This is a genomic window from Bradyrhizobium sp. SZCCHNRI2009, assembly GCF_032485115.1.
In the GTDB taxonomy this organism is placed as follows: Bacteria; Pseudomonadota; Alphaproteobacteria; order Rhizobiales; family Xanthobacteraceae; genus Bradyrhizobium.
Genome location: NZ_JAUEUH010000012.1, coordinates 187,938 through 212,066, shown reverse-complemented (window position 1 = coordinate 212,066; position 24,129 = coordinate 187,938). Strand labels below are relative to the sequence as shown.

The window sequence follows — 24,129 nt, the reverse complement described above, 5'->3', positions numbered from 1 at the left end:
ACCACAACGCGCCAATTCGTCCTCGAAACAGATGGCGTTCACGACGAAACTACTGCCGACTTTTTCAACGGAATCGGCCCCTCGCGGACCTTTCCAGTCGGGACGGTGACGTCTGCTCCCGGAGGTCGACCGGAAGCAAGCCGTCCAGGGGGCAAAAGGACCGGCTTTGACCTAAACCGGACCTTCGTTCGCACCGCTGTCATTTTGGGGTTGCAAAGCTTCAGTCAACGTATGCTGGTACGTTGAGGGAGAGTACCGAGGCATCGTGGCCTCCTGGAGTACAAGCAATTTGGCACTTTGCGGCGACCAGTGAGTCAAACGACGGCCGATCTGCCCGACATCTCGTATCCCGTGCTTTGTTGGCGAGAGGGCTACATCTATCTGGCTGCGACGCCACTCGAACTCTGTGCACATCCCCGCTCGATGTTTGAGGAGACGGCCCAACGCGCCCGCGCTGGCGAATGGCACTTAGTAGACGCCGACGGCCGGTCGTTCGATGTTCTAGACTTTATTCGTGTTCGCCCGTTCGGCGGCATCAGAGCCATCGGACCATGGTTGCTGCGTTCGATTTTTGCGATTCCGGTGCTGGCCAATGAAGCGAGGCTGCCGCTGTCCGAGTTTAAGAAAACGCTGATCGGCGCGATCAGGATTCGCTATCAATATGACTCCGATAAGGCACCGGCGGCACGGGCCATCAGGCTTCTGCAATCTGCTGATTCGTATGCAGCGGCTATCGACGCGCTGCCAAAGAGGTGACGGCGACAAGTAGCCCTTCGCTTTTGTCGCGTTTACTTCCGCTGCTGGCCCGTCCCGGACCTTCGGTCCCGCCGGTGATGTCGGCTTCCGGGCCTCGACCGGAATAAGGGAGCCGGGCACCGACCGCCGGCTTTTTGACCCGAAGCGGAAGTGGGCTGTTGGACGGGCAGACGCCGCTCAGGTTATGTTCCCTAACCGCCAAAAGGGGGCAAACGATGGAGCAGCGTTTCACATTCGATCAGGTCGCGAACGTATACAGGGCCTCACGACCCGATTACCCTGAGGCTCTGATTGACGATGTCATGTCATTTGCAAACCTAGAGCCAACCGATGCCGTTCTTGAAATTGGCTGTGGAACGGGTCAAGCAACAAAAAGCTTTGCGAAGCGGGGTTTGCAGATCGTCGCCATTGATCCCGGATCGGAAATGATCCGCTACGCGCGCGAGACTTTGGCGAGTTTTGCCAACGTGAAACTAGCCGAGGCTACTTTCGAGGCGTGGCCAGTTGGAAATTCAGTGTTCGCTCTAATCTTTGCGGCACAGGCGTGGCACTGGGTATCCCCGGAAGTGCGGTTCGTAAAAGCCGCCCAACTGCTTTCGACTAACGGAACACTGGCCGTCTTCGGGCACGTGCCTGTCGGACTACCCTCACATTTACTGGAACGGTTTAAGCAAATTTGGCTACGTCACACGGGCTCGTGGGGGGCGCCGCCCGAAGCTTGGTACCTACCGAACGGCCCGTTTAAGGACTGGTTTGACCAGTCGCAGTTGTTCGGGCCCGTTGAACACAAGTGCTATCTGTGGAAATGGCAGCACACGGCGTCCAGCTACACCGAGTTTCTGAGCACGCGGTCGGACGTTCGGTTACTCGCGGCAGAGACGCGTGAAGACCTGCTCGATGAAATTGCAAAAGCAATCGACGATCAAGGAGGCGGCCTCGACATCGATTATGAAACGCATCTTTACATTGCTCACCGTATTGATGGCGACAAATAGCCCTTCGCGTTAGCCCATTTGTCGCGTTCACTTCCGGTTCTGGCCCCCTACGGACGATCCAGAGCGGCATTGAGAATGTCCGCTTTCGCGGTTTAACCGGAAGCGAGCCGTCAGACGATCAGAAGGCAGCTTTTCGAATCGGACATCGTTAGTTTTTAGTAACGGCCGCACAAAAGATGCTCTCCTTCGATTTCCGCTTCCTTGTCCAAGAGCGGTATTGAGTGCGGCGTGGGCAATGTCGGCAAGCGACCAGGAAGATGAGAACAAAGCTCGCAATTGCAATGCTTCTGAGCTTCGGTGTGATCGTTCTAGGCCACGCGTACCTTCGCGGCTACGCACCCTTCACCGCTCAATTTGTGCAGACATGTGATAGAGCAATCAAGGAGCGGTTGGTTGCTCCGTCCACCTATGAGCGGATCAGCGTAGACGAGTCTCGGAAGACAATCACGTTCGACGAGTTCTTCAAAGACCCGATACGGCGAGTGTCCGAGGCAGCCAAGAAAGCCATTGCCCAAGTCGAGCGAGCTTCGCCGGTTCAGTATATCGCGCTCATCGATTACCAAGCTCAGGATCGTATCGGTGCCATCATTCGCGAAAGCGCAACATGCACTTTCAACTCACTTGATGGGAGTGACATGCCTGAACGTACAGGTTTTGTGCAGGTCGACGGCGAACATAATATTACGTGGGCTGCGAGGCAGCCGAACGCGGCCGCGCTCCTATCGCGCCTGGGACGGTGACTGGTGGTCGGCTATTGGCCCATCACGTCGATCCTGCGATTGATCGAAATGGCCGCTATCGAGGGGTAACCGGACCACCAGCGGAATCGGGAAGACAGTCGCCCATGAGGCGTAGCGGAAGATCGTAGTCCGTCGCTGGTTATCCGGCCGGATCGCTTTGGCGGCCGCTGCATCATAGAGGTATAGCGAAGCAGTAGTGCCCATCTTCATCGGCCGTGGTGCGCCATTTCGATTGGGTACACCGTAGTTGCGGAGCAATTCAGAGGTCTGCGTTCTGCGCATCGTGTTCAAGCCGAGGGGCAGTTTGCCGTAACCAATGTTTCTCGAGAAAGCCAATTGACTAAAGTCCGGATAGCTCGATCACCGGTGAGTTCTGGACGCCAACGTGCCACATGGACTTTGCTCGAAGACACGTGAGGCGTCGCCAACAACGCCGGTACGAGGCGGCCATCGGCGACTGCGTCGGCGATCAGAAGCGAGCGTCCAAGCGCGACCCCGCCGCCTTCGACGGCAGAGGTGAGGCAAAGCCCGATATCACGCAGAACCGGCCCGCGGGAGACGGCCTGGTTCACGCCAAGTGTCTTGAACCAGAATTCCCAACTCCACTCACCGGCGGGATCGCTCCCCTTGCGAATCAGCGGAAGCTCAATCAGACCGGCCGGATTCGCCAGCGGCTTGCCTTCAGGCAGCACACGTGGCGCGCACACCGGAACCACCCGTTCCTGAAACAATGGCGCTTGAGTCGAACTGGGCCGTGCTTCGGCAAGCGACGTCCAGACGATACGAAGATCGACTGAACTCGTCGCGTCCTGCTCCGCTTGGATTGGCTCGAACTCGACATCGATGTCGGGATGCTCCGACTGAAACGATGGAAGTCGCCTGACGAGCCACCACGCGGCGAACGCCGGGCCTGAACCCAATCTGACGGTTTGGCGGCTGGCGCGGCGGCGCAGACGAGGCTCCAGTCCGGCCATGGTGTCGAGCAACATCGCAAGTTCGGCTCGCAGCAAACTTCCTTCGGCGCTCAGCTCGACCCCGGGATTGAGTCTGCGGAGCAGAGTCGTCCCGTAAAATGTCTCGAGCTGCCGAATTCGATGACTGACCGCGCTCTGGGTCACACCAAGTTCTTCAGCCGCGCGAGTGAATGAGCGGTGGCGCGCGACGGCGTCGAACGCGACCAATGGAGCAAAAGGTGGAAGGCGACGGACCATCGGAGCAAGAAGTGATCAATGAGAACCACATGATACAGTTTCATGAGATTTTGAGAATGCTTCATTCGCTGCCAAGCCGTTTTTCCGCCAGCCTAAGGCGATGGCAGAACATCTCGAAATTGCGCTGGTTGAGGATCCGACAATCGCGGATAACGGTTCTTCTTCACGATTGCCGCGGTTTGCGCTTCTTGCGGCGAGTGTCAGCGGATTTCTGTTCCAGGTCGATCTCACGGGCCTGGCCGCAGCGCTACCGGACATCGCCAGCAGCTTAGGGGTCCCGGTGCAAGACCAGGCCTGGATTATCGACATCTACAGCCTCGCTCTCATCTTCGCGCTTCCGGTTGCCGGTCCGTTTGCAGACCGACACGGGCGGCGAAGAGTGTTCATTGGCGGCGGCGTCTTGTTTGCTCTCTCCTCGGCACTGTCTGCGGCGTCGACCACGTTCGAGAGCCTGCTGGCGTGGCGCGTGCTGCAAGGCGTCGCAGGCGCTGCGATCACGTCGGCGGCTGCGGCGCTACTCGCGGCCGCTTATCCGGGTAAGCGACGCGCCTGGGCCTTCGGCATCTGGGGTACGGTCATCGGTGGCTCAATGGTCGTCGGACCACCGCTCGGAGCAATCATTGCCTCCTATGCTGGCTGGCCGTGGATCTTCTGGATCAATCTTCCGCTCTGTATGGCGCTCGTGGTCTTCGCCTCGCCGCTGGCGGAATCGGAACGTGTCGGCTCTCAACCGCCAATGGATTGGCTCGGGCCGAACCTGCTAGCGCTAGTCGTCGGTTCCTCAGCGTACGCGCTCCTCTCATCAGGCGGATTTCGTGGGATAGCATTGGCTACAACCGTGCTCGCTTCTTGTGCGTTCTGGGTCGTAGAGCGCAGGCACCCGCGGCCGGCCTTTGATTTCGGACTGTTTGCGTCGGTTCCGTTCCTTGCCCTTTGTATCACCGCTATTGCAAGTTCGATCGGTTACTGGTCCTTGCTCGTCCATCTGCCGCAGATGATGCGCGGGCCGATGGGGCTCGATGCAAGTCGCTCCGGATTGCTGCTAACCGCGCTCACCATACCAATGCTCCTGCTGCCTAGTCTGGGCGCGCGCTTGTCGCAGTGTATGCCGGCACGGTTCTACTTCGGCGGAGGACTGACGGTGGTTGGCGTCGCGGCATTGTTCCTGGGAGCCATTTCAAGGGATCTATCCAGCTCGGCAGCGACGTGGGCCGTGGGCGCGATGCTGCTCCTGGGCGGAGCGGGGTGCGCACTGTTCAACGCTCAGATCACGGCCTTCTCGGTTTCCTCGGTTCCAGCCGATCGAGCGGCGACGGCTGCCGCCATGTGTGTCACAATGCGTCAGGTGGGCTTTGCTTTCGGCATCGCGCTGATAGGAGCCGTCCTGAATCTGGGCGGTAGCGGCCTGTATCCACCCGCTTTTCTTCTCGTCGGTGCGATCACGCTTGTGCTTGGTGCAATTGTGTTTGCCTTGCTCTCAATTCCTGTCGCAAGGGAGCTGCAGTAAAGCGGCAAACCAACTTTGCAGTTGATATTAGGATCGTGCAATTCACCAAGCGGGCTGCTGCGGAAGCGTTAGTCGGCCAACGTGCGATTGTCGCGCATTCTACGAACTGTGCGCGTTTCCATTGCAGGGTCCGTTTCGAACGCTTGTTTTCCCTTCGCGGCCCAAAGCTCACGTGCCCGTTCGCCCTCACCGCTTTTAAGCTTGTCAGCCATCCAAAGCAGCGCGCCCAAGATCGTGGAACGGTCGTCACCGGTCAGGTCCACGATGCCGGCTTTGACCACGAGGCCGCCGAGTTCGATGAGGTGCCGGGTGCGCTTGCGGCGTTCGACCTGCCACGCGCGCATGTCATGTCGCGCTTTTGCGGCTTGATGCCGGTTGCGCGCCGTCCGGTTGCCCAGGAGCGCCGTCCGTGTTGCGGTCAGTTGCTGGCGCATTTCAGCGCGTCCGTCCTTGAAAAAACGCGGCGCCGCGCTTGGCCCATGCCTCCCTCTTCCCGGCCTCCTTCGTCTCGGCCAGCACGATCAGCGCGCCTGCCAGTTCTTCAGCCGTCAGTGTGTCAGCTCCGGTCGCGATGACCAATTCGCCGAGCTGGCGCACCTTTCGAGTTTTCAGCCCGCGCGCTTTGTCTTCGAGTGCCTTCAGATCCGCATCAAAGTCTCGTGGCTTGCGCATCATCGTCTCCATGAGCTCGATGGAGAAATAATAGGCGAGCACACCGCAGAATGCTGTAAGGTCATCAGGACGAGCTGAGACGGGGTAGTCCCTCCCGAGATTTTTTCGAGGAGGGCGCGCTTATACGTCGTTCCGACGTGCGCTTCGCTGTGCCAGTGATCTGGTCGCGATGGCGATCTATCATCTTCACGTCAAGGTCATTGGCCGAAAGGCCGGGAGCAGCGCGGTAGCATCGGCGGCCTACCGCTCCGGCTCGCGGCTGCGTGACGAGCGGCTCGGCCGCGATCAGGATTTCTCCGCCAAGCGCGGCGTCGTTCATTCCGAGGTCATGCTGCCGGAGAACGTGCCGGAAGCATGGAGCGACCGCGAGCGGCTTTGGAATGACGTCGAAGCGCACGAAATCCGGAAAGATGCCCAGCTGGCCCGCGAGGTGGAGTTTGCGCTTCCGCGCGAGATGAGTGAGGCGCAGGGCATCGAGCTAGCCCGCGATTTCGTTCGGAGCGAGTTCGTGGGTCTCGGTATGATCGCCGATCTCAATGTGCATTGGGACAGGGCGGAGGACGGACTGCCGAAACCTCATGCCCATGTCATGGTGACCATGCGCTCGGTCGACGAGAGCGGCTTTGGCAATAAGGTACGGGACTGGAACCGTACGGAGATGGTCGAGCGCTGGCGCAGACGCTGGGCCGAGCTTGTCAACGAGCGGCTGGCCCAGCTCGACATCGACGCGCGGATCGACCATCGCAGCCTGGAAGCCCAGGGCATTGCGCTGGAGCCGCAAAGCCAGATCGGCGCGCCCGCCAAACGGATTGAGATCCGAGGCATTGCGGGCGACGAGTCTGAGGCCGACCGGGCCGAGATGCACCGCGAGATCGCGCGCAACAATGGCGCGCGGATCATCGCTGATCCCTCCCTTGGACTGGACGCGATCACCCAGCAGCAATCGACCTTCACGCGCCGCGACCTGGCAAAATTCGCGCACCGGCACAGTGACGGGCTCGACCAGTTCGATGCGGTCATGGGCGCGATACAGGGAACGCCCGATCTGATCGAACTCGGTAAGGACGCCCGCGGCGAGGATCGGTTCACAACCCGCGGAATGATCGAGACGGAACAGCGCCTGCACCGTGCCGCTGAATTGTTGGCGGGAGGGGAGCGCCTCGAGGTGCGAGATGCGGAGCGCAGGGCGGCTTTGGCGCGTGCGGAAGCGCGCGGCCTGGTGCTGTCATCCGAGCAGGTTGACGCCTTGGCGCACGTCACGGGTGGACGCGATCTCAGCGTCGTGGTCGGCCATGCCGGGACGGGAAAGAGCGCGATGCTGGGGGTGGCACGGGAGGCGTGGGAAGCGGCTGGCTTCGAGGTCCGGGGCGTGGCGCTGTCCGGCATTGCCGCGGAAAACCTTCAAAGCGGATCGGGCATTGCGTCGCGCACGATTGCCAGCCTGGAGCACGGCTGGGGACAGAGCCGTGATCTGCTCAAATCGAGCAATGTGCTTGTCATCGACGAGGCGGGGATGGTCGGCACGCGGCAGCTCGAGCGCGTGCTGTCCCATGCCGCCGAGGCTGGCGCAAAGGTGGTGCTCGTCGGCGATCCGCAACAGCTGCAGGCGATCGAAGCGGGAGCGGCCTTCCGGTCGATTTATGAGCGTCACGGCGGCGCCGAGATCGGCGAAGTGCGCCGTCAGCGGGAGGACTGGCAGCGCGGTGCCACGCGCGATCTAGCGACCGGCAAGGTGGATCATGCGCTCGGAGCTTACCGCGCCCATGGCTTGGTGCACGAGGCCCAGACCCGCGAGCAGGCTCGAGGGGATCTGATCGAGCGTTGGGACCGCGACCGGCTGGCCTCGCCGGATCGGAGCCGGATCATCCTCACCCATACCAACGAAGAGGTCCATGCGCTGAACGAGACGGCGCGCGAGCGGATGCGGGCAGCGGGCAATCTCGGCGACGAGGTGGAGGTGACGGTCGAGCGCGGCACGAGAGACTTTGCGGGCGGCGATCGGGTCATGTTCCTGCAGAACGAGCGCGGGCTCGGCGTCAAGAACGGCACGCTCGGAACCATCGAGCAGGTCAGCGCAAAATCCATGACCGTGCAGACCGACGATGGCCGATCCGTGCGCTTCGACCTCAAAGATTACAATCGGCTCGACCATGGCTATGCGGCGACGATCCACAAGGCGCAGGGCATGACGGTGGACCGCGTCCATGTGCTGGCGACGCCCGGCATGGACGCCCACAGCAGCTATGTCTCCCTGTCGCGGCATCGCGACAGCGTCGACCTGCATTATGGCCGTGACGACTTTGCCAATGAGGTTCGGCTGGTCCGCGCCCTGTCGCGCGATCGCGCCAAGGACATGGCTTCCGACTACGACCGTGCCGATCCGATCCAAAGCTACGCCGAGCGGCGTGGGATCACGTTTCGCGAGCGCGTGGCCGAGATCGTACGCAAGGTCATGCCGGAGAAGCTGCGCGACATGTTCGACGGCCTTCGCGTTCCTGGGGAGGTGTCCGACCGATATGGCGGACAACGGCCCGAGCCCGGGTCGCCGGAAAGGGAAAGGAGTGGTACGGCAACCGACCGGCGTGAACCCGAAGTGCCGGCAAGGAACGTGGCGCAAGATCCCGAGGTGGAAGCACGTCGCGTCCGGACCCGGGCGCTCGTGCGCCATGCCCGCGCCGTGGATGCGATCTTCGCGGAGCGGAAGATAGGCAGGCAGGCAAGTCCGGAGCAGGTGAAAGAACTACAGACGGCCCGCCATGCCTTCGAGGCGGTGCGGCCTTATGGCTCGCATGACGCCGAAGCCGCCTACCGAAACAACCCGGAGCTCGCCCGTAAGGCGGCGGCCGGTCAGGTCAGCCCCGCCATCCGTGCGCTCCAGATCGAGACCGAACTTCGCACCGATCCAAGCCGGCGCGCCGATCGCTTTGTGGAGCGCTGGCACAAGCTTGGCCACACCAGTCAGCGCCTATACCAAGCTGGCGACATGTCCGGCTACAAGGCTGCGCGCTCGGCAATGGGCGACATGGCCAAAAGCCTCGAACGCGATCCGCAATTGGAATCCATCCTCGCCGGCCGCAAGAACGACCTCGGCATCGCGTTCGAATCCGGCCGCCGGCTCGGCCAGGAGCTAGCCCTTGCCCACGGTATCGGCCTTGGAAAAGACCGAGGCCTCGAACGCTGACTAGGCCTATCTGCCGCCGCTTGGGCGCCACGCCCCGACAAGTCGAAAACCCAATTGCACGCCCGCCAGGCGGTGGCCTCTCTTCTCTCAGCAGCCGTCAGAACCAGCCAGCAGGAGGCAGCCCGGCCATGCGCGAAGCGGACCGCATCATCCGTTTGAAAACCGTTCTCGCGAGGACCGGGCTGTCGCGGTCCACGATCTACCGCAAGATCGCCGAGGGCACATTCCCGGTTCAGATCAAGATCAGCACCAATGGCAGCGGTTGGCATGAATCCGAAATCAACCGGTGGATCGCAGATCCTGTCTCGTGGCGACCGAGGGGCGCGCTCGGTGAAGTCCGGTGACGAGAAGATGAACGTCAATCGTCGTTGTCCTCGAAACGCATGATCAACAACGCGCGCGTCCGCCGTGGCGGCAGCTTGCCCTATTCCTTAGAGAGGCGCGTCTTCGGCCCGTTGCTGATTGGACCGTCAATCGGTCCTAGTTCTGCGCTGATAGCAACAGGCTTGTCCTGCGCTGACAGAGGGGCTTCTCCACGCAGCCAACTCCGCGTTTTCTGATCCGTTCTTGGTGAAATGCCGGCGTCCCATTGTTCACCAAAAGGGCCGCCGCCATAAGCTCACTCGTGTCGTACCCCAATCGATGTGTACCCGGAGGTGCTGACCGGATTATCGGATAGCCTTCCTATCCCCGCACACGATCTTAACGTACTAGGCCCACCACTGCTCACGCTGACGCTTCCTTGAATTGCAATATGCGCGCACCCTGGCGCAGCGCATCGAGATAGTCGGCCCACCACGTCATCAGTTTCACACGCTCATCCCAATAGTCGCCGCGGGCGTAGGCCCGGCGCACAGCATTCCGCTCAACATGCGCCAGCGCAGCCTCGATGGCGTTGATGCTCCACTTTCCGCTTTCGTTGGCCAGGGTCGAAAAGGTCGAGCGGAAACCGTGAGCGACCATCTCGTCGTTCGAATAGCCGAGACGGCGCAGCGCCGCACACAGCGTGTTTTCGCTGATCGGCCGCGTCACCGAACGCAGGCCCGGGAAGACAAGCCCGGCCACGCCTCGCCCTGTGATCGGATGCAGATCCCGCAAAATGGCGGTAGCCTGCGCTGGAAGCGGGACGCGGTGAGGTCTGCGCATCTTCGTCCGCTCGGCGGGGATGTTCCACACGGCAGCGTCCAGATCAAACTCAGCCCATGTCGCGTGGCGCAGCTCGCCCGGCCGCGGCGCTAGCAGGGCGATCAGTTGCAGCGCGGCCTTCGTCGTTGGCTGGCCCTGAAAGCCGTCAATCGCCCGCAGCAAGCCGCCGAACGCGACAGGCTCGATAATCGCCGCCCGGTGCTTCGGTTTTGGAGCTGCGATTGCGCCGCGCAGCGCTTGGGTCGGGTCCGCATTGGCACGGGCGGTCGTGACAGCATATCGAAATACGGCACCAATGACCGCCCGCAGGCGCTTTGCCGTTTCGAGCTTGCCGGCCGCTTCCAGTGGTTGCAGCACCCGCAAGACTTCGCCAGCGGAGACGTCGCCGATCGGCAGCGGTCCCAGATCGGCCTTGGCCAGGCCGAGCAGCCATTCCAGCTTGCCAGCGGTCGCAGTCGCAACGCCCTCCCGCTTCTTCTTGGCAAGCAGCTCATCGGCCAGAACACTGAACGTGTTGGCCTGAGCCTCGGCGCGCGCCGCCTTCACCTGGCGCTTCCGGATGGCGGGATCGATGCCGTCCCGCAAGAGGCCCGCAGCTTCGTCCCTTAGCCTTCTGGCAGCTTCCAGTGGCACACCGGCCGGGGCCTTGCCGTATTCGCCAAGGGCGAGCTTCTTCTGCTTGCTGCCGAACCGATACGCGAAATTCCAGAGTTTGCCACCGCTTGGCGTAAGCCACAGTTGCAGGCCGCCCCCGTCCGAGAGCTTCACTAGCCGCCCACTAGCCTTGGCGTTCCTAACGGCAGCGTCCGTAAGTTTTCCACTCGCCATGCCACGCACCAACTGTTGGCCTTTTCAAAGCTACATCGCCCGAAAGGCCAACAAGGAGGCCAACAATTTCATCGGCTGTCAACGAACGAGAACAAACCGTGACGGCCACGAATGACCGAAAATGTTTTGTTTTCAGTACCTTGTCGGCGAGAAACGAACGAGGGAGGACGGCTGCGGAAGGGGGGTGGTGCCGCAAGAGGGACTCGAACCCCCGACCCCGTCATTACGAATGACGTGCTCTACCAGCTGAGCTATTGCGGCGAACCATAGCGGCGAGCGCCCGGCACGAGGCCGGACGACGCGGACGCGCTCCTGATATCGGGCGGACGGCCCGTTGGCAAGGACAACGCGCGCGGCCGCGGCTCCGAAACGAACCGGTGTGACCGGAACGGCGGGAGGGCCTGACGGTCCTCAGCCGCCGAACCGCGACCAGAATCCGCGCCAGCCGCCGGCCTGGGCCTTGGGCGCGAGCTGCTCGGCGAACTCGTCGCGGGGCTGGTCATCGTCATCGACACCGGGATCGTCCGGCGGCCGCATGATCGGCACGATCGCCTGGATCGGCGTCTCCGCCGGCCGGGCGAGATCGTTGCGGGTGCGGAACAGCGGCGTCGGCGCGGCTGCCGCGGTCTCGGCCGGCTTGGCGGCGACCGCGTTCGGCTCGGCCTCCGTCTCCGGCTCCGATTCGGCCTCGACGGGACCCGCGGCCTGCAACGGCGGCGCCGGCTCGGCGGCGACGGCCTCGATCAACCGGCTATCCTCAGCCATGTCCACAGGGATATCCACCGGCTTGTCGACAGGCTTGTCCACGGCCTCGGCCGGTTGTTCGGCCTGCTCGAGATCGGCGGCGACCACCGGCCGCGGCGGCTCGTTGTCCTGCAGCGCCGGAGTGATCACCACGGCCTCGCGCGGCGGCTCGACCGCGGTTTCGGCCACGGCGGGCCGGGCCGGCGGCGCCAGCACGGCTTCGGCGAAGGCCGAGCTTTCGATCACGCTGCTGCGCTCCGAGGGCAGGCTCGCCACCGGGGTCTGCCATTGGAAGGCGTCCAGCCGGCCGGTGACCGGCGAGATCGGCTGCCAGCGATCGCTGACATAGCCGTCCGCGGTCCAGGCCGGGTCGTGGCGGGCGCGCACCGCGCGCAGCGCCCATTCGCGCGCCTTGCCGGCGTCGCCATGCTCGGTGCGCTCCAGCTCGGCCATCAGCATCGCCACGCGCTGGGTCGGATCCTCCGTGAACGGCGCCAGCGCCTCGCGGGCGCGGCCGAATTCGGCGGCGTCGATCGCCGCGCGCGCCACCGCCAGCGCGCCTTCGACATGGCCGGGCGTCCGCGCGGCCAGGTTCTCCACCCGCGCCAGCCGCTGCGTGGCCGAATCGCCGAGCCGCACATGGGCGTAGGCATCGGCGAGATCCGGATGCGGACACGCCGCCCAGGCCGCCTCGATGATCTTCATCGCGCGCCGCACCTGGTGCGCCTCGCTCTCGAACTTCGCCGCCAGCACCGCGGCCGGCACCAGGGTCGGCGCCAGCTTCACCGCCTCCATCGCGCTCGAGCGCGACAGGTCGCGATCCCCGGTCTCCAGCGCCAGCGCGCGCGCCGTCAGCAGCACGCCGCGCTGACGGCGGTAGGTCGGCTTGTCGATCATGCCGGCGGTGTAGTTGCCGTCGAGGATCGAAAGCGCACCGTCCCAGTCGGCCTCGGCGCAGCGGAAGCCGAGCACGGCATGCGAGGCCCAGGTGGCGTTGGGCGCCAGCCTGAGCGCTTCGTCGGCGATCATCACCGCGGCATAGGCGTCGTCGGCGCGCTGCGCCTCGATGAACAGGCCGCGCAAGCCGAGCAGGCGGGTGTCGTGGCGCTCGGCCATGGCGCGGAAGGCGCGCCGGGCGCCGTCGCGGTCGCCTTCGAGCTGCGCCGCCTGGGCGTGCAGGAGCAGCGTCAGCGGATCATCGCCGGCCAGCCGTTTGGCGGTGTCGGCGTGCTGCCGCGCCGCGGTCGAATCGCCCTGGCCGATCGCCAGCAGGCCGTGGGTGATGGCGTGGCGGCCGCGCTGATGCCGGCGGGCGCGATGCGCCTTGCGGATGTGGCCGGGCGCCCGCAGCAGCGCGCTGATCAGGTTCCAGACCAGCACGCAGGCCGCGATGGTCAGGCCGAGCGCGAGCACGAACACCGGCAAGGTCATGGCGATCCGCCACGGGCCCCAATTCAAGACGACGTCGCCGGTCTGCTCGGCGACCCAGGCCGAGCCCGCAGCGGCGAGCCCGACCAGGATGAGGAAAATGACGATCCGGAACATGGGCGTCCTATTGCGCGGGTTTGGCGAGCGCGGTCATCGCGTCGTCGGCGAATTTGCGGGCGGTCGACAGCGCGGCGTCGCGGGCATCGGCGCGTGCGAGCCAATCATTGGCGGGGGCGCGATCCTCCGGCGAGAGACCCTTCAGCTCGCGGCGGGCCTCGGCGAAATCGTTGCGCAGCGCCGCCGCGGTGATCCGTGCCACGACCGCGCCGCGATCGGTGCCGGCGCCGTCGGTGCGCTCGACCTTGACCAGGCTCGAGGCGCCGGCCGAGAGCTTGCCGAGGATCGAAGTCCCCGTGGTGCTCTCGGGCGCCGGCGGCGAGAGCTTCGGCACGATGGTGAGCAGCTCGCGGCTCAGTGCCGCGGGGCTCGGCACGCCGGTCGTGGCGAATGCCTCCAGCGGCTTCAGCGCGGCCGCGTCGGGCGCCAGCGATCTGGCGGTGGTCAGCGCCGCTCCATAGGGATCGCCGTGACGCACGGCGACGTCGAGCAGGGTCGCGGCGACCACGCGGCGCAGCGGCGCATCGTCGGCCGGCTTGGCCGCCTCTGAGAGCTTGGCGCGCTCCTGTGCCAGCGCCGCGCTCTGGCTCTTGCTCGCCCGCTCCAGCGCGTCGATGCGCGCCGTCAGGCCGGAGAGATCGACCGGCTCGGGCGCCGGCGCGGAGCCGTCCCGCGGCTGCGCCCGGACATCGTTGAGGGCCGCCACGGTCTTGTCGGCCTGCGCGCGCAGGCCGACGACGTCGTTGCGCAGCGCTGCAATCGTCTTGTCGGCGGCATCGAGCCGGCCGGTCACGGCGCCGTCCGGCTTGCCGACGCGCTGCTCCAGCCCGGCGACGCGGGAGGTGAGCTCGTCGATAGCGGCGGACTGCGGCGAGATCGCCGAGGGCGGCTGCACAGGCGGCCAGCCGAGCATCCAGCCGACGCCGATCACCAGCGCGGCCGCGGCCGCGCCGGAGAACGGTGCGATGATCCAGGGCGACACCGGACGCGGCGGCGGGGGTGGAGGAAGCTCGGCGTGCGGCGGCTCGGCCGCGGCGACCGTCTCCTCGGGCGTCTCGCTGGCGGCCGATTCCGGTTCGGCGTCACCGGCGCCATGCGGATGCGACTCGCTCGCCGCGCCCGACGACCCCTCGGCCAAGGCTTCGGCCGGGGCCGACCAGGGCGACGTGGTCGGCCGCTCGGCCGCGCTCTCGCTGGCCGACGGGCGCTCCTCGCGCGAGGTCGGCTCCAAATCGATGGTCGGCGGTGGCCGTTTCGGCCGCCCGGTGTCGGAGGCCGGTGCAGCGGTGTCGGGTTCATCGACCATGGTGGAAGTTCCCTGGCTGAGGCAAGATTGAGCAGGCCCTCTTACGCCATTCACGACCGTAGCGCACGGGTCAGGCCCTCCAGCATGTCGTTTTCATCCGGATGCGCCGCGATTGTGACCTGGGTGGCGCCGGCCTCGCGCAGCACCTCGGCGACATTGGCCGACAGGCAGCCATGCGGCACCGCCAGCGCCGAGATTTCGACGCCGTCGGCGCGGATGGCCGCCACGAACGCAACCGCGCTCCGCCGCGAATAATGCAGCACCGCCTCGATCCGGTTGGCTGCGAAGGCGTCGCAGACCTCGCGCGGCAGGGTGGTCACCTGCGCCATGCGATAGACGGTCTGGGTGATCACATCGAAGCCGCGCTCGGCGAGCTCGGAGGCGAGGTCGCGCGAGATGTCGGCGCCGGCGAGATAGAGCAGGGTGGCCCTGGCCTCGATGACGCCGCTGTCTGCGATCAGGTCGCGCAACGCGGTCGCATCGGCCGCGGCCGAGATCACCTGCGTGAAGCCGGCCTCGCGTGCGGCTGCGGCCGTCCGGTCGCCGACCGCGAACAGCGGCAGGCGCAGCAAGGCGGACGCCCTGAGCTGCGGCGCCGCCGCGCGCAGCGCGTTCGATGACGTCACGATCAGTCCGGCGGCATCGCCGCCGACGTCCGGCGGCAGCGCGACCGGCTCGAAGCGCAGCATCGGCGCCAGCAGCACCTCGAAGCCACGCGCGCGCAGGGCGCTCGCGGTGCGTTCATTGTCCGGGGCGGGACGGGTCACCAGCACGGCCATGTGCTATGCTCCCGTCGACCACGGATCGGCCGGGCTGCAACGGACGGACGATTGCACCTGGCGACCTCGTGGTGTTAGGCGGTTCTGCGCACTCATAATGACCAAAAGGGTTGAGATTGGGTAACGAATCGCAAACGCTCGTGCTGGGCATCGAAACCACCTGCGACGAGACCGCCGCGGCGGTGGTGGCGCGTGATTCGGACGGCAAGGGGCAGATCCTTTCCAATGTCGTGCGCTCGCAGACCGACGAGCATGCCATCTATGGCGGCGTGGTTCCCGAGATCGCCGCGCGCGCCCATGTCGACATGCTCGACCATCTCATCGACGCGGCGATGCGCGAGGCCGGCATCGACTATGCCGCGCTCGGCGGCGTCGCGGCGGCGGCCGGGCCGGGCCTGATCGGCGGCGTCATCGTCGGCCTCACCACCGCCAAGGCGATCGCGATGGTGCACGACACGCCGCTGATCGCGGTCAACCATCTCGAGGCGCATGCGCTGACGCCGCGCCTCACCGATGCAATCGACTTCCCCTATTGCCTGTTCCTGGCCTCCGGCGGCCATACCCAGATCGTCGCGGTCGCCGGCGTCGGCGATTATGTCAGGCTCGGCACCACCGTCGACGACGCGATGGGCGAAGCGTTCGACAAGGTCGCGAAGATGCTGGGTCTGCCCTATCCGGGCGGACCACAGGTCGAGCAGGCCGCGCGCAACGGCGACGGTCAGCGCTTTGCCTTCCCGCGTCCGATGCAGGGCCGCAGCGATGCCAACTTCTCGCTGTCCGGTCTGAAGACCGCCGTGCGTAACGAGATCGGTCGGCTCGGCAAGGTGAGCGAGCAGGACATCGCCGACCTCTGCGCCAGCTTCCAGGCCGCGGTGCTGGACTCGACCGCCGACCGCCTGCGCGTCGGCCTCGATCTGTTCAAGCAGCGTTTCGGCGCGCCGACCGCGCTGGTGGCCGCCGGCGGTGTCGCCGCCAACCAGGCGATCCGCGGCGCACTCGACGATGTCGCGCAGCAGGCCGGCACCCGCCTGATCATGCCGCCGCCGGCGCTGTGCACCGACAATGGCGCGATGATCGCCTGGGCCGGGCTGGAGCGGTTGGCGCTAGGGATGGTGGACGGCATGGACGCCGCGCCGCGCGCGCGCTGGCTGCTGGATGCCAATGCCAGCGTGCCGGGCAAGTTCGCGAATACGCGGGCGGGGTTTTAAGGGTGGCGGAGTTGCTGGCTGAACTCAGCCATCGGTTGAGCCGTGCTCCTGCACATCGTGACGCAAGCTGGTGCGCAGGACGCGGTGCACTCCCCTCCCCGTTGCGGGGAGGGGTCGGGGGTGGGGGTGGCCCCACAAGGATTGCCGCTCGTGGCACCCTCCCCAGCCCTCCCCCACAAGGGAGGAGGGAGCGCAGCGGCGCTTGCGGCGCATGACCCACGTCCAAACCATTTCCATCGTCGGCTCCGGTGCGTGGGGCACGGCGCTCGCCGCCGTCGCCGCGCGTGCCGGCCGTGAGGTCACGCTCTACGCGCGCGACAGCCACCACGCCGCGCGCATCTCTGCTGCCCGCGAAAACCCGCGACTGCCCGGCATTCCGCTCGCCCCCAGCATCGCCGTGACCGCCGATCTCGCCGAGGCCGCCCGCGCCGACGCCGTTCTCATCGTTGTCCCCGCCCAGCATCTGCGCGGTGCGGTCATGCATCTCGCCCCGCTGCTCCGTCCGGGCACGCCGCTCGTCGCCTGCGCCAAGGGCATCGAGCACGGCACCCATAAATTCATGACCGAGGTGATCGCGGAGGCCGCGCCGAACGCGATCCCGGTGATCCTGTCCGGCCCGAGCTTCGCCGACGACGTCGCGCGAGGGCTGCCGACCGCGGTGACGCTCGCCGCGCCCGACGAGGCGCTCGCGGCCGACCTCGTCCATGCGCTGGGTTCGCCGACCTTCCGGCCCTATCATTCGACCGACGTGCGCGGCGTCGAGATCGGCGGCGCCGCCAAGAACGTGCTGGCGATCGCCGCCGGCATCGTTGCCGGCCGCAATCTCGGCGCCTCGGCGCTGGCGGCGCTGACCACGCGCGGCTTCGCCGAGTTGGTGCGGCTCGGCCGCGCCTATGGCGCGCGCAGCGAGACCTTGACCGGCCTGTCCGGCCTCGGCGACCTGATCCTCACCTGCGCCGGTCCGCAATCGCGCAACTTCGCCGCCGGCCTCGCGCTCGGCCGCGGCGAGCCGCTGCCCGCAGGCAAGCTCGCCGAGGGACAATACACCGCGCCCGTGCTGGTCGAACTCGCCACCTCGCGCGGCGTCGAGATGCCGGTGGCGCAGGCGGTGGCCGCCATTCTCGCCGGCACCGTGACGATCGATGCCGCGATCGAGGCGCTGATGATGCGCCCATTCAAGGCGGAGGAGTGAGCGGCCGCCGCGCGACCGACGTCATCCAGCACGACGCTCTCTCCGCCGTCATGCCCGCGCTTGTCGCGGGCATCCATGTCTTGGATAATGCGCCGAGCAGTGCGACGTGGATGGCCGGGACCTCCCAGCGCTTCGCGCTTTTGCCTGGCCAGGACGAATGGAAAGAGACGACCATCATGAACTACTGGCTGGTGAAATCCGAACCCTCGGTATGGTCGTGGGACCAGCAGGTGGCGAAGGGCGCGAAGGGGGAGGCCTGGACCGGCGTGCGCAACTACACGGCGCGGCAGAACCTGGTGGCGATGAAGAAAGGCGACCTCGCCTTCTATTATCATTCCAACGAGGGCAAGGAGATCGTCGGCATCGCCGAGATCATCAAGGAAGCCTATCCTGATCCGACCGACAAGACCGGCAAGTTCGTCTGCGTCGACATCAAGGCGCACAAGCCCTTCAAGACCCCGGTGACGCTCGCCGCGATCAAGGCCGACAAGATGCTGAGCGAGATGGCGCTGGTGAAGCAGTCGCGGCTGTCGGTGCAGCCGGTCACGCCTGCGGAATGGAAGCACGTCTGCAAGCTGGGCGGCGTGTAGGGGCGCAAGGGCTTGTGAGACGCGCAAGGCGTTAGCGCTACTCGTGGTAGCTCCGGACCTGCGGCTGCCATGGGTAGGCTGCGTCCTTTCAGGCGCCGCGCGATGATGCTACGTTCAGTTGTGGCAGGGAGCACCTGCTTCCTGCTCCATACCGAACAGGAGACCGACATGTCTGACAGCGTCTACAAAGTCATCGAGCTGATCGGTACCAGCAGCGAATCTTGGGAAAGGGCAGCTACCAACGCCGTCGAGCAGGCGGCGAAGACACTCCGAGACCTGCGTGTCGCAGAAGTGGTCCAGCTCGATATGCAGCTCGACGCGAAGGGGAAGGTGGAAGCCTATCGAGCCAAGCTCAACGTGTCGTTCAAGTTCGAAGGCGCATGAGCTGACCATCGACTTGCGTTGTCGTTCGCCGGACTATCGGCCCGCGGCAAGGTTTGAGCCTGCAATCCGGTGTCGTGCCCGGCGTCGGGGGCATGACCGTGGACGTCTCGGTTCGGCTTCCCGGGGATGGCGAGGCGGGACGGACCACAAGCCTGTCATACGGAAATTGCCCGTCGCGCCGGTTATGTCGCAGGGCAGCGCCGCTGCATGACGATCGGGAGTTCGGATCAAAGATCGAGACCTTTCTTCCTCAGTTCATCGACCATCTGCTTCCTGATCTCTTCGCCGAGAGCTTGACCAAATTTCTGCCCGGCAATGCTCGACTCCTGGGTGACGGACGGCAGCTTCTGCAGGACTCGTTGACCTGTCGGGGTCCTGTAGAACTCAGCCATGGTCCTGAGGTCGTCCGCCGAGAAGTTCCTGGCATAGACGACCGCGATCGCATCCGAGAATTCGGAAACCCTGCCCTGAAAGGCCTGGGTGAACTTCGGGATCAACGCATCATATTGCAGAGCGACCTCGGCGCGCCCCTGGACGATCGTCGGTCTCAGGTTCTTCAGAATGATCGGCAACAGGGCTGTCGCCTGGTCATTCATATGCATCACGGAGACCAGCTCTTTCGCGGCCGCCAAGGACTCCTGTGATGTCGCTTGGGCTCTTGCCGATGGCGGCGTTGCGGCGGTGAGCCAAATGGCGGAGGCGACGACTACGTACCGACAGCGATGCTTCATCCTGATCCCCCATGTGCCGGCTGCAGCGGCGATCGCTGTTACGGCCGGGTTCCAATTCTTAAGATCAGCCGGAGCCAGCGAACAGTACCGCTAAGCTGTGTTTTCTGCCGCTGCAACCGGATTGGCATCCCCGCGCTATTGTGCGGATCAAAGCCTGCTCTGTTGCCCGTCGGGCAGTTTCCGCATTCCCGACATGCGCGAATTGCCCGTCGTGTTAGTTTGTCGCACGCTGTCGGCATTGCACCGTCGGGCAAATCACCTGCACATTTCCGCACGTCCCTGCTGCCGCATGAGGGACGTTTCGCGACCGTCACGGATCGTTGGCAGTGGGATGCGATGGGCGTGGGTCGACGCAGCGTGAGCTGATCGCGCGGACGAACGGCGATGCACGCACGGTCAAGTCGCGCGGTCCTGATATCCCGACGCTGATATCAAGCGGGTGCCGATACCCTCAGCGTGTCGCGCTCGTGATGGTGGCCAGACAGCCCGGCGCACCAGGGAGAACGCGAAGCAGCCGTTAAAACCAATCGCGCAGGGAGGGCCGGGTGTGTTCGGCCAGACCTGTGGTGCCTGCCGCCAGCATTTTCTTTCGCTGGCGGGCCACGGGCGCGGCCAGCGCCCGGCCTTCCCTGCGCCCTCTGTTTGAGGAGGGCGATAGTTTCAGCACAGCTCGGGCGCATCGTGTCGCGAGAACGAGATCGTTCGCCTTCGAGCTGCTTGTCGAGGCAACGCCGGGACCGCCAACCACAGCTGTCGTCCCGGGCAAGCGCGAAGCGCGCCGACCCGGGATCCATAACCACAGGGTTCAGTTGTCTTGCACGGACTCGCAGCCTGCCTCTTACAAACATCACGCGGTATGGGTCCCTGCGTTCGCAGGGACGACATCGGCTATTTGGCGCGCGCTCGGCCCTCACGATCCAAACACAAAGAAAGGGGCCCCAGCTTGCGCTGGAGCCCCTCAACGGTCAGGGCATTGCCGGGTATTTGCCCGAACCGAAGTTGCGGACCTGGTCGCGTACGACCAAGTCCCGGGAGAACTCAGTAGTTGTAGGCGCGCTCGCCGTGGTCGGTGATGTCGAGACCCTCGCGCTCCTGCTCCACGGTCGGGCGCAGGCCGATGATCACGTCGACGACCTTGTAGAGGATCGCCGAGCCGACACCCGACCATACCAGCGTGGCGACGACAGCCTTGATCTGCGCCAGCATCTGCGTGGCGAAGTCGTAGGTGCCGGCGTTGTTGCCGGTGATGTTGGTGTAGTCGGTGATGCCGACGCCACCCAGAGCCGGGTTGACCAGGATGCCGGTGGCCAGAGCGCCGATGATGCCGCCGATGCAGTGCACGCCGAAAACGTCGAGCGCGTCGTCATAGCCCAGCGCGTTCTTCACGGTGGAGACGAAGAACAGGCAGACCGGGGAGACGATCAGGCCGAGCACCAGCGCGCCGATCGGACCGGCATAACCGGAGGCCGGGGTAACGGCGACGAGACCGGCGACCGCGCCCGAGCAGATGCCGAGCAGCGACGGCTTGCCCTTGACGGCCCATTCGCACAGCAGCCAGGACAGCGCCGCACCGGCGGTCGCGACCATGGTGTTGACGAAGGCCAGGGCGGTGACGCCGTTCGATTCCAGGTTGGAGCCGGCATTGAAGCCGAACCAGCCGACCCACAGCAGCGCGGCGCCGATCATGGTCATGGTCAGCGAGTGCGGAGCCATCAGCTCCTTGCCGTAGCCGGTGCGCTTGCCGATCAGAACCGCGCCCACCAGACCGGCAATGCCGGCGTTGATGTGAACGACGGTGCCGCCCGCGAAGTCGAGAGCGCCGGCGCCGGCGAGCCAGCCGACAGCACCGGTGACTTCGTCGAGCTTGGCCTGGGCGGCGGTCTTGGCGGCAGCGTCGCCAGCGGCAGCGAGAGCCTTGGCAGCAGCAGCGACGTCATCGGGAGCGGCGATGTACCAGACCCAGTGCGCGATCGGGAAGTAGATGAAGGTCACCCAGAGCAGGATGAACAGCATCACCGCCGAGAACTTGATGCGTTCGGCGAAGGCGCCGACGATCAGGGCCGGGGTGATCATCGCGAAGGTCATCTGGAACACGAAGTAGGCCAGCTCCGGGATCACCACGCCGTTCGAGAAGGTCGGAACGGTCGAGTTGGCGTCGACGCCGTGCAGGAAGGCCTTGGAGAAGCCGCCCACCCACGAGGTCATGCTGCCGCCGTCGGTGAAGGCGAGCGAGTAGCCGTAGAGCGTCCAGACCACGCCGACCATGGCGACGATGGCGAACACCTGGGTGAGGACCGAGGCCATGTTCTTGGTGCGGACGAGGCCGCCATAGAACAGCGCGAGGCCGGGGATGGACATCATCAGGACGAGCGCGCTGGACACGAGCATCCAGGCGACGTCGCCCTTGTTGGGAACCGGGGCGGCTGCGGCAGCGGCGGCAGGCGCGTCCTCGGCGAACGCCACATCGACGAGGCCTGCGACGCAGAGCCCTGCAATTGCGAGCGTAACCCATCCCGCGCTGGTTGGACGCTTGAACGTCATTTTATTGTACTCCGTAAGTGTTCTGGTTTGAGCGCGAAATCAAAGGGCCGCAGCGTCCGCTTCGCCGGTGCGGATACGCACGGCGTGGTCGAGGCTGATGACGAAGATCTTGCCGTCGCCGATCTGGCCGGTCTTGGCGGCCGAGCTGATCGCATCGATGGTCTTGTCGACCTGGTCGGAGGGGATCGCGACCTCGATCTTGATCTTGGGCAGGAAGCTCACCGCATATTCGGCGCCGCGGTAGATTTCCGTATGACCTTTCTGACGGCCGTACCCCTTCACTTCCGTCACCGTGAGACCATGAACGCCGATGGCGGTCAGGGCGTCCCGGACTTCTTCGAGCTTGAATGGCTTAATGATCGCCATAACAATTTTCATGGGTCCTATCCCCGCTTGGGCCCGGCACGGACGTTACCGAGCGCTTCCTGTCGACTGAGGTTCACCACGCGGAGAAATCTTCACGACGCGGGCACAGCCGGGAGCGATAGAATCAAATGCCGTGCCAGACGGCTGGTCAGGGCTAACGAGCGGTGAATCCTGGCCTTTTCACCCCTCGGGAGGGGCAGCAGGGGCTGCGCTATTCCGTCGCGCTCAAGGAATGGGCAGGCATGCGCAAAAGTTGCGCATGTCAGGCTCAAGACACAATGCTGCTCAGCGCGCGGGCAGAATCCTGCGGCGCCGAACAGGTCAATTGGCGTCAATTGCTGCAGCTATTGCAGCGCCTCGCCATGCTGGGAGATGTCGAGTCCTTCCAGCTCGTGCTCACGCGACACCCGCAGCGGCACGAAGGCGCTGACCAGCTTCAGGAGCCCCCAGGTGACGCCGCCCGACCACACCAGGGTGACGGCGACGCCGTAGAGCTGGGCCGCAAGCTGCTTCGGGTTGCCCTCGATCAGCCCCGCCGTGCCGCCGATCGCGGCGGTCGCGAACACGCCGGCCAGCACGGTGCCGGTGAGGCCGCCGACGCCGTGGACGCCGAACACGTCGAGCGAATCGTCATAGTTGAAGCGGTGCTTCAGCGAGGTGCAGGCCCAGTAGCAGATGATACCAGCGAGCGCGCCGATCACCAGCCCATGCCAGGGGGCGACGAAGCCGGACGCGGGCGTGATGGTGCCGAGGCCGGCCACCGCGCCCGAGATCATGCCGAGCACAGACGGCTTGCGCCGCGTCGACCATTCCAGCGCGCCCCAGGTGACGGCGCCGGCGCAGGCGGCCAGATGCGTCGTCAGGATCGCCATCACCGCATGCGCATTCGCCCCGAGCGCCGAGCCGCCATTGAAGCCGAACCAGCCGACCCAGAGCAGGCCGGTGCCGACCACCGCGAGCGACAGGTCGAACGGCGAGAGGTTCTCACTGCCGTAGCCCTGGCGGCGTCCCATCACCAGCGCGGCGACCAATCCCGCGGTGCCCGCGGAGAGATGCACGACGAGACCGCCGGCGAAGTCGACCACGCCGGCCTGAGCGAGAAAGCCGCCGCCCCAGATCCAATGCGCCAGTGGCACATAGACGAAGATGAACCATGCGATGCTGAACAGGAGGTAGGCGGAGAAGCGCATGCGGTCGGCGACCGAGCCCGCCACCAGAGCCACCGTGATGATCGCGAACGTCATCTGGTACAGCATGAACAGCGACTCGGGGATCGTCTTGGCGCCGGGATGGACGCTGTCCATGCCCATGCCGGCGAGGAAGGCGCGGTCGAGCGAGCCGATCCAGGTGCCGTCGCCGACGAAGGCCAGCGAGTAGCCGAATGCGACCCACAGGATCGAGATCAGCATCACGGCTGCGAGGCTCTGCGCCATCGTCGCCAGTACGTTCTTCTTGCGCACCATGCCCGAGTAGAACAGCGCCAGACCCGGAATGGTCATCATCAGCACCAAAGCGGTGGCGACGATCATCCAGGCGGTGTCGGCCGGTTCGATCGTGGACGGCGCTGCGGCCGCTGCTGGCGTGGTGAAGGCAATCGCTCCCGCTGCAGCCAATGCTGCAGACGCGCGCAGGCTACGAGACGCGCTGGTCTCCATGACAGTCCCCCCGGCATGTCAGATGTTAGGATTTTGCAGTCCGCCGCGCCGT

The 24,129-nt window shown here is 65.2% G+C and carries 21 protein-coding genes, 1 tRNA gene and 1 pseudogene; 11 read left to right on the top strand and 12 right to left on the bottom strand.

Going from position 1 to position 24,129, the window contains the following annotated elements; translation table 11 throughout:
* From QX041_RS31985 to QX041_RS31970, 4 genes are all read left to right on the top strand, one after another.
* A partial coding sequence (locus QX041_RS31985) for a hypothetical protein (protein ID WP_316167812.1) occupies positions 1 to 246 on the top strand: 246 nt, incomplete at its 5' end.
* 63 nt (positions 247 to 309) lie between these two features.
* On the top strand, positions 310 to 756 hold the full coding sequence (locus tag QX041_RS31980; protein WP_315715830.1) for a hypothetical protein: 447 nt from the start codon (positions 310 to 312) through the stop codon (positions 754 to 756).
* Positions 757 to 971: 215 nt separating this feature from the next.
* On the top strand, positions 972 to 1,751 hold the full coding sequence (locus QX041_RS31975; RefSeq protein WP_315715831.1) for a class I SAM-dependent methyltransferase: 780 nt from the start codon (positions 972 to 974) through the stop codon (positions 1,749 to 1,751).
* A gap of 257 nt (positions 1,752 to 2,008) precedes the next feature.
* Positions 2,009 to 2,491: a hypothetical protein gene (locus QX041_RS31970; RefSeq protein ID WP_315715832.1), complete on the top strand. Its 483-nt coding sequence runs from the start codon at positions 2,009 to 2,011 to the stop codon at positions 2,489 to 2,491.
* A gap of 287 nt (positions 2,492 to 2,778) precedes the next feature.
* On the opposite strand, the gene QX041_RS31965 is transcribed toward QX041_RS31970, so the two are convergent.
* Positions 2,779 to 3,702, bottom strand: a complete 924-nt coding sequence (locus tag QX041_RS31965; RefSeq protein WP_315715833.1) for a LysR substrate-binding domain-containing protein — start codon at positions 3,700 to 3,702, stop codon at positions 2,779 to 2,781.
* Positions 3,703 to 3,802: 100 nt separating this feature from the next.
* Between QX041_RS31965 and QX041_RS31960 the strand changes: the two genes are divergently transcribed.
* Positions 3,803 to 5,209 (top strand): MFS transporter, encoded by a 1,407-nt coding sequence (locus QX041_RS31960; protein WP_315715834.1) that lies wholly within the window; start codon positions 3,803 to 3,805, stop codon positions 5,207 to 5,209.
* Between the two features lie 68 nt (positions 5,210 to 5,277).
* Here QX041_RS31960 and QX041_RS31955 read toward each other — a convergent pair whose 3' ends face one another.
* Both QX041_RS31955 and QX041_RS31950 read right to left on the bottom strand, forming a co-directional pair.
* Positions 5,278 to 5,553 carry a conjugal transfer protein TraD gene (locus tag QX041_RS31955; RefSeq protein WP_315715835.1) on the bottom strand — a complete coding sequence of 92 codons (276 nt, stop codon included), beginning with the start codon at positions 5,551 to 5,553 and terminating at the stop codon, positions 5,278 to 5,280.
* Position 5,554: 1 nt separating this feature from the next.
* Positions 5,555 to 5,881, bottom strand: a pseudogene (locus QX041_RS31950) (conjugal transfer protein TraD).
* Between the two features lie 169 nt (positions 5,882 to 6,050).
* On the opposite strand from QX041_RS31950, the gene traA reads away from it, so the two are divergent.
* Both traA and QX041_RS31940 read left to right on the top strand, forming a co-directional pair.
* The gene (gene traA / locus QX041_RS31945) at positions 6,051 to 9,062 is read left to right on the top strand and encodes a Ti-type conjugative transfer relaxase TraA (protein WP_315715836.1); all 3,012 of its coding nucleotides are present in this window, start codon (positions 6,051 to 6,053) and stop codon (positions 9,060 to 9,062) included.
* Positions 9,063 to 9,190: 128 nt separating this feature from the next.
* On the top strand, positions 9,191 to 9,406 hold the full coding sequence (locus QX041_RS31940; RefSeq protein WP_315715837.1) for an AlpA family transcriptional regulator: 216 nt from the start codon (positions 9,191 to 9,193) through the stop codon (positions 9,404 to 9,406).
* Positions 9,407 to 9,788: 382 nt separating this feature from the next.
* Here the strand turns inward: QX041_RS31940 and QX041_RS31935 are convergent, their stop codons facing one another.
* The 5 genes from QX041_RS31935 to QX041_RS31915 all read right to left on the bottom strand — a co-directional run bounded on the left by QX041_RS31935 (position 9,789) and on the right by QX041_RS31915 (position 15,410).
* On the bottom strand, positions 9,789 to 11,036 hold the full coding sequence (locus QX041_RS31935) for a tyrosine-type recombinase/integrase (RefSeq protein WP_316167809.1): 1,248 nt from the start codon (positions 11,034 to 11,036) through the stop codon (positions 9,789 to 9,791).
* A 185-nt stretch (positions 11,037 to 11,221) separates the two neighbouring features.
* Positions 11,222 to 11,297, bottom strand: a tRNA-Thr gene (locus QX041_RS31930).
* Positions 11,298 to 11,447: 150 nt separating this feature from the next.
* A complete protein-coding gene (locus QX041_RS31925; RefSeq protein ID WP_316167807.1) occupies positions 11,448 to 13,325 on the bottom strand; it encodes a heme biosynthesis protein HemY in 1,878 nt (625 codons plus the stop codon).
* A 7-nt stretch (positions 13,326 to 13,332) separates the two neighbouring features.
* On the bottom strand, positions 13,333 to 14,631 hold the full coding sequence (locus tag QX041_RS31920; protein ID WP_316167806.1) for a hypothetical protein: 1,299 nt from the start codon (positions 14,629 to 14,631) through the stop codon (positions 13,333 to 13,335).
* Between the two features lie 50 nt (positions 14,632 to 14,681).
* On the bottom strand, positions 14,682 to 15,410 hold the full coding sequence (locus QX041_RS31915) for a uroporphyrinogen-III synthase (RefSeq protein ID WP_315825732.1): 729 nt from the start codon (positions 15,408 to 15,410) through the stop codon (positions 14,682 to 14,684).
* Between the two features lie 140 nt (positions 15,411 to 15,550).
* Here QX041_RS31915 and tsaD point away from each other — a divergent pair, with 140 nt between their 5' ends.
* The 4 genes from tsaD to QX041_RS31895 all read left to right on the top strand — a co-directional run bounded on the left by tsaD (position 15,551) and on the right by QX041_RS31895 (position 18,784).
* On the top strand, positions 15,551 to 16,618 hold the full coding sequence (tsaD, locus tag QX041_RS31910; protein ID WP_315715842.1) for a tRNA (adenosine(37)-N6)-threonylcarbamoyltransferase complex transferase subunit TsaD: 1,068 nt from the start codon (positions 15,551 to 15,553) through the stop codon (positions 16,616 to 16,618).
* Positions 16,619 to 16,829: 211 nt separating this feature from the next.
* Positions 16,830 to 17,810 carry an NAD(P)H-dependent glycerol-3-phosphate dehydrogenase gene (locus QX041_RS31905; RefSeq protein WP_316167805.1) on the top strand — a complete coding sequence of 327 codons (981 nt, stop codon included), beginning with the start codon at positions 16,830 to 16,832 and terminating at the stop codon, positions 17,808 to 17,810.
* A gap of 176 nt (positions 17,811 to 17,986) precedes the next feature.
* Entirely contained in the window at positions 17,987 to 18,400 is a 414-nt protein-coding gene (locus tag QX041_RS31900; RefSeq protein WP_315750837.1) for an EVE domain-containing protein, read from the top strand.
* A gap of 168 nt (positions 18,401 to 18,568) precedes the next feature.
* A complete protein-coding gene (locus QX041_RS31895) occupies positions 18,569 to 18,784 on the top strand; it encodes a dodecin family protein (RefSeq protein ID WP_042340486.1) in 216 nt (71 codons plus the stop codon).
* A 227-nt stretch (positions 18,785 to 19,011) separates the two neighbouring features.
* Here the strand turns inward: QX041_RS31895 and QX041_RS31890 are convergent, their stop codons facing one another.
* From QX041_RS31890 to QX041_RS31875, 4 genes are all read right to left on the bottom strand, one after another.
* Positions 19,012 to 19,416 (bottom strand): DUF2059 domain-containing protein, encoded by a 405-nt coding sequence (locus QX041_RS31890; protein WP_315715844.1) that lies wholly within the window; start codon positions 19,414 to 19,416, stop codon positions 19,012 to 19,014.
* A 1,137-nt stretch (positions 19,417 to 20,553) separates the two neighbouring features.
* Positions 20,554 to 22,056: an ammonium transporter gene (locus QX041_RS31885; protein ID WP_315715845.1), complete on the bottom strand. Its 1,503-nt coding sequence runs from the start codon at positions 22,054 to 22,056 to the stop codon at positions 20,554 to 20,556.
* A 39-nt stretch (positions 22,057 to 22,095) separates the two neighbouring features.
* Positions 22,096 to 22,434 carry a P-II family nitrogen regulator gene (locus tag QX041_RS31880; RefSeq protein ID WP_006611147.1) on the bottom strand — a complete coding sequence of 113 codons (339 nt, stop codon included), beginning with the start codon at positions 22,432 to 22,434 and terminating at the stop codon, positions 22,096 to 22,098.
* A 332-nt stretch (positions 22,435 to 22,766) separates the two neighbouring features.
* Positions 22,767 to 24,077: an ammonium transporter gene (locus QX041_RS31875; protein WP_315715846.1), complete on the bottom strand. Its 1,311-nt coding sequence runs from the start codon at positions 24,075 to 24,077 to the stop codon at positions 22,767 to 22,769.
* Between the last annotated feature and the right edge of the window lie 52 nt (positions 24,078 to 24,129).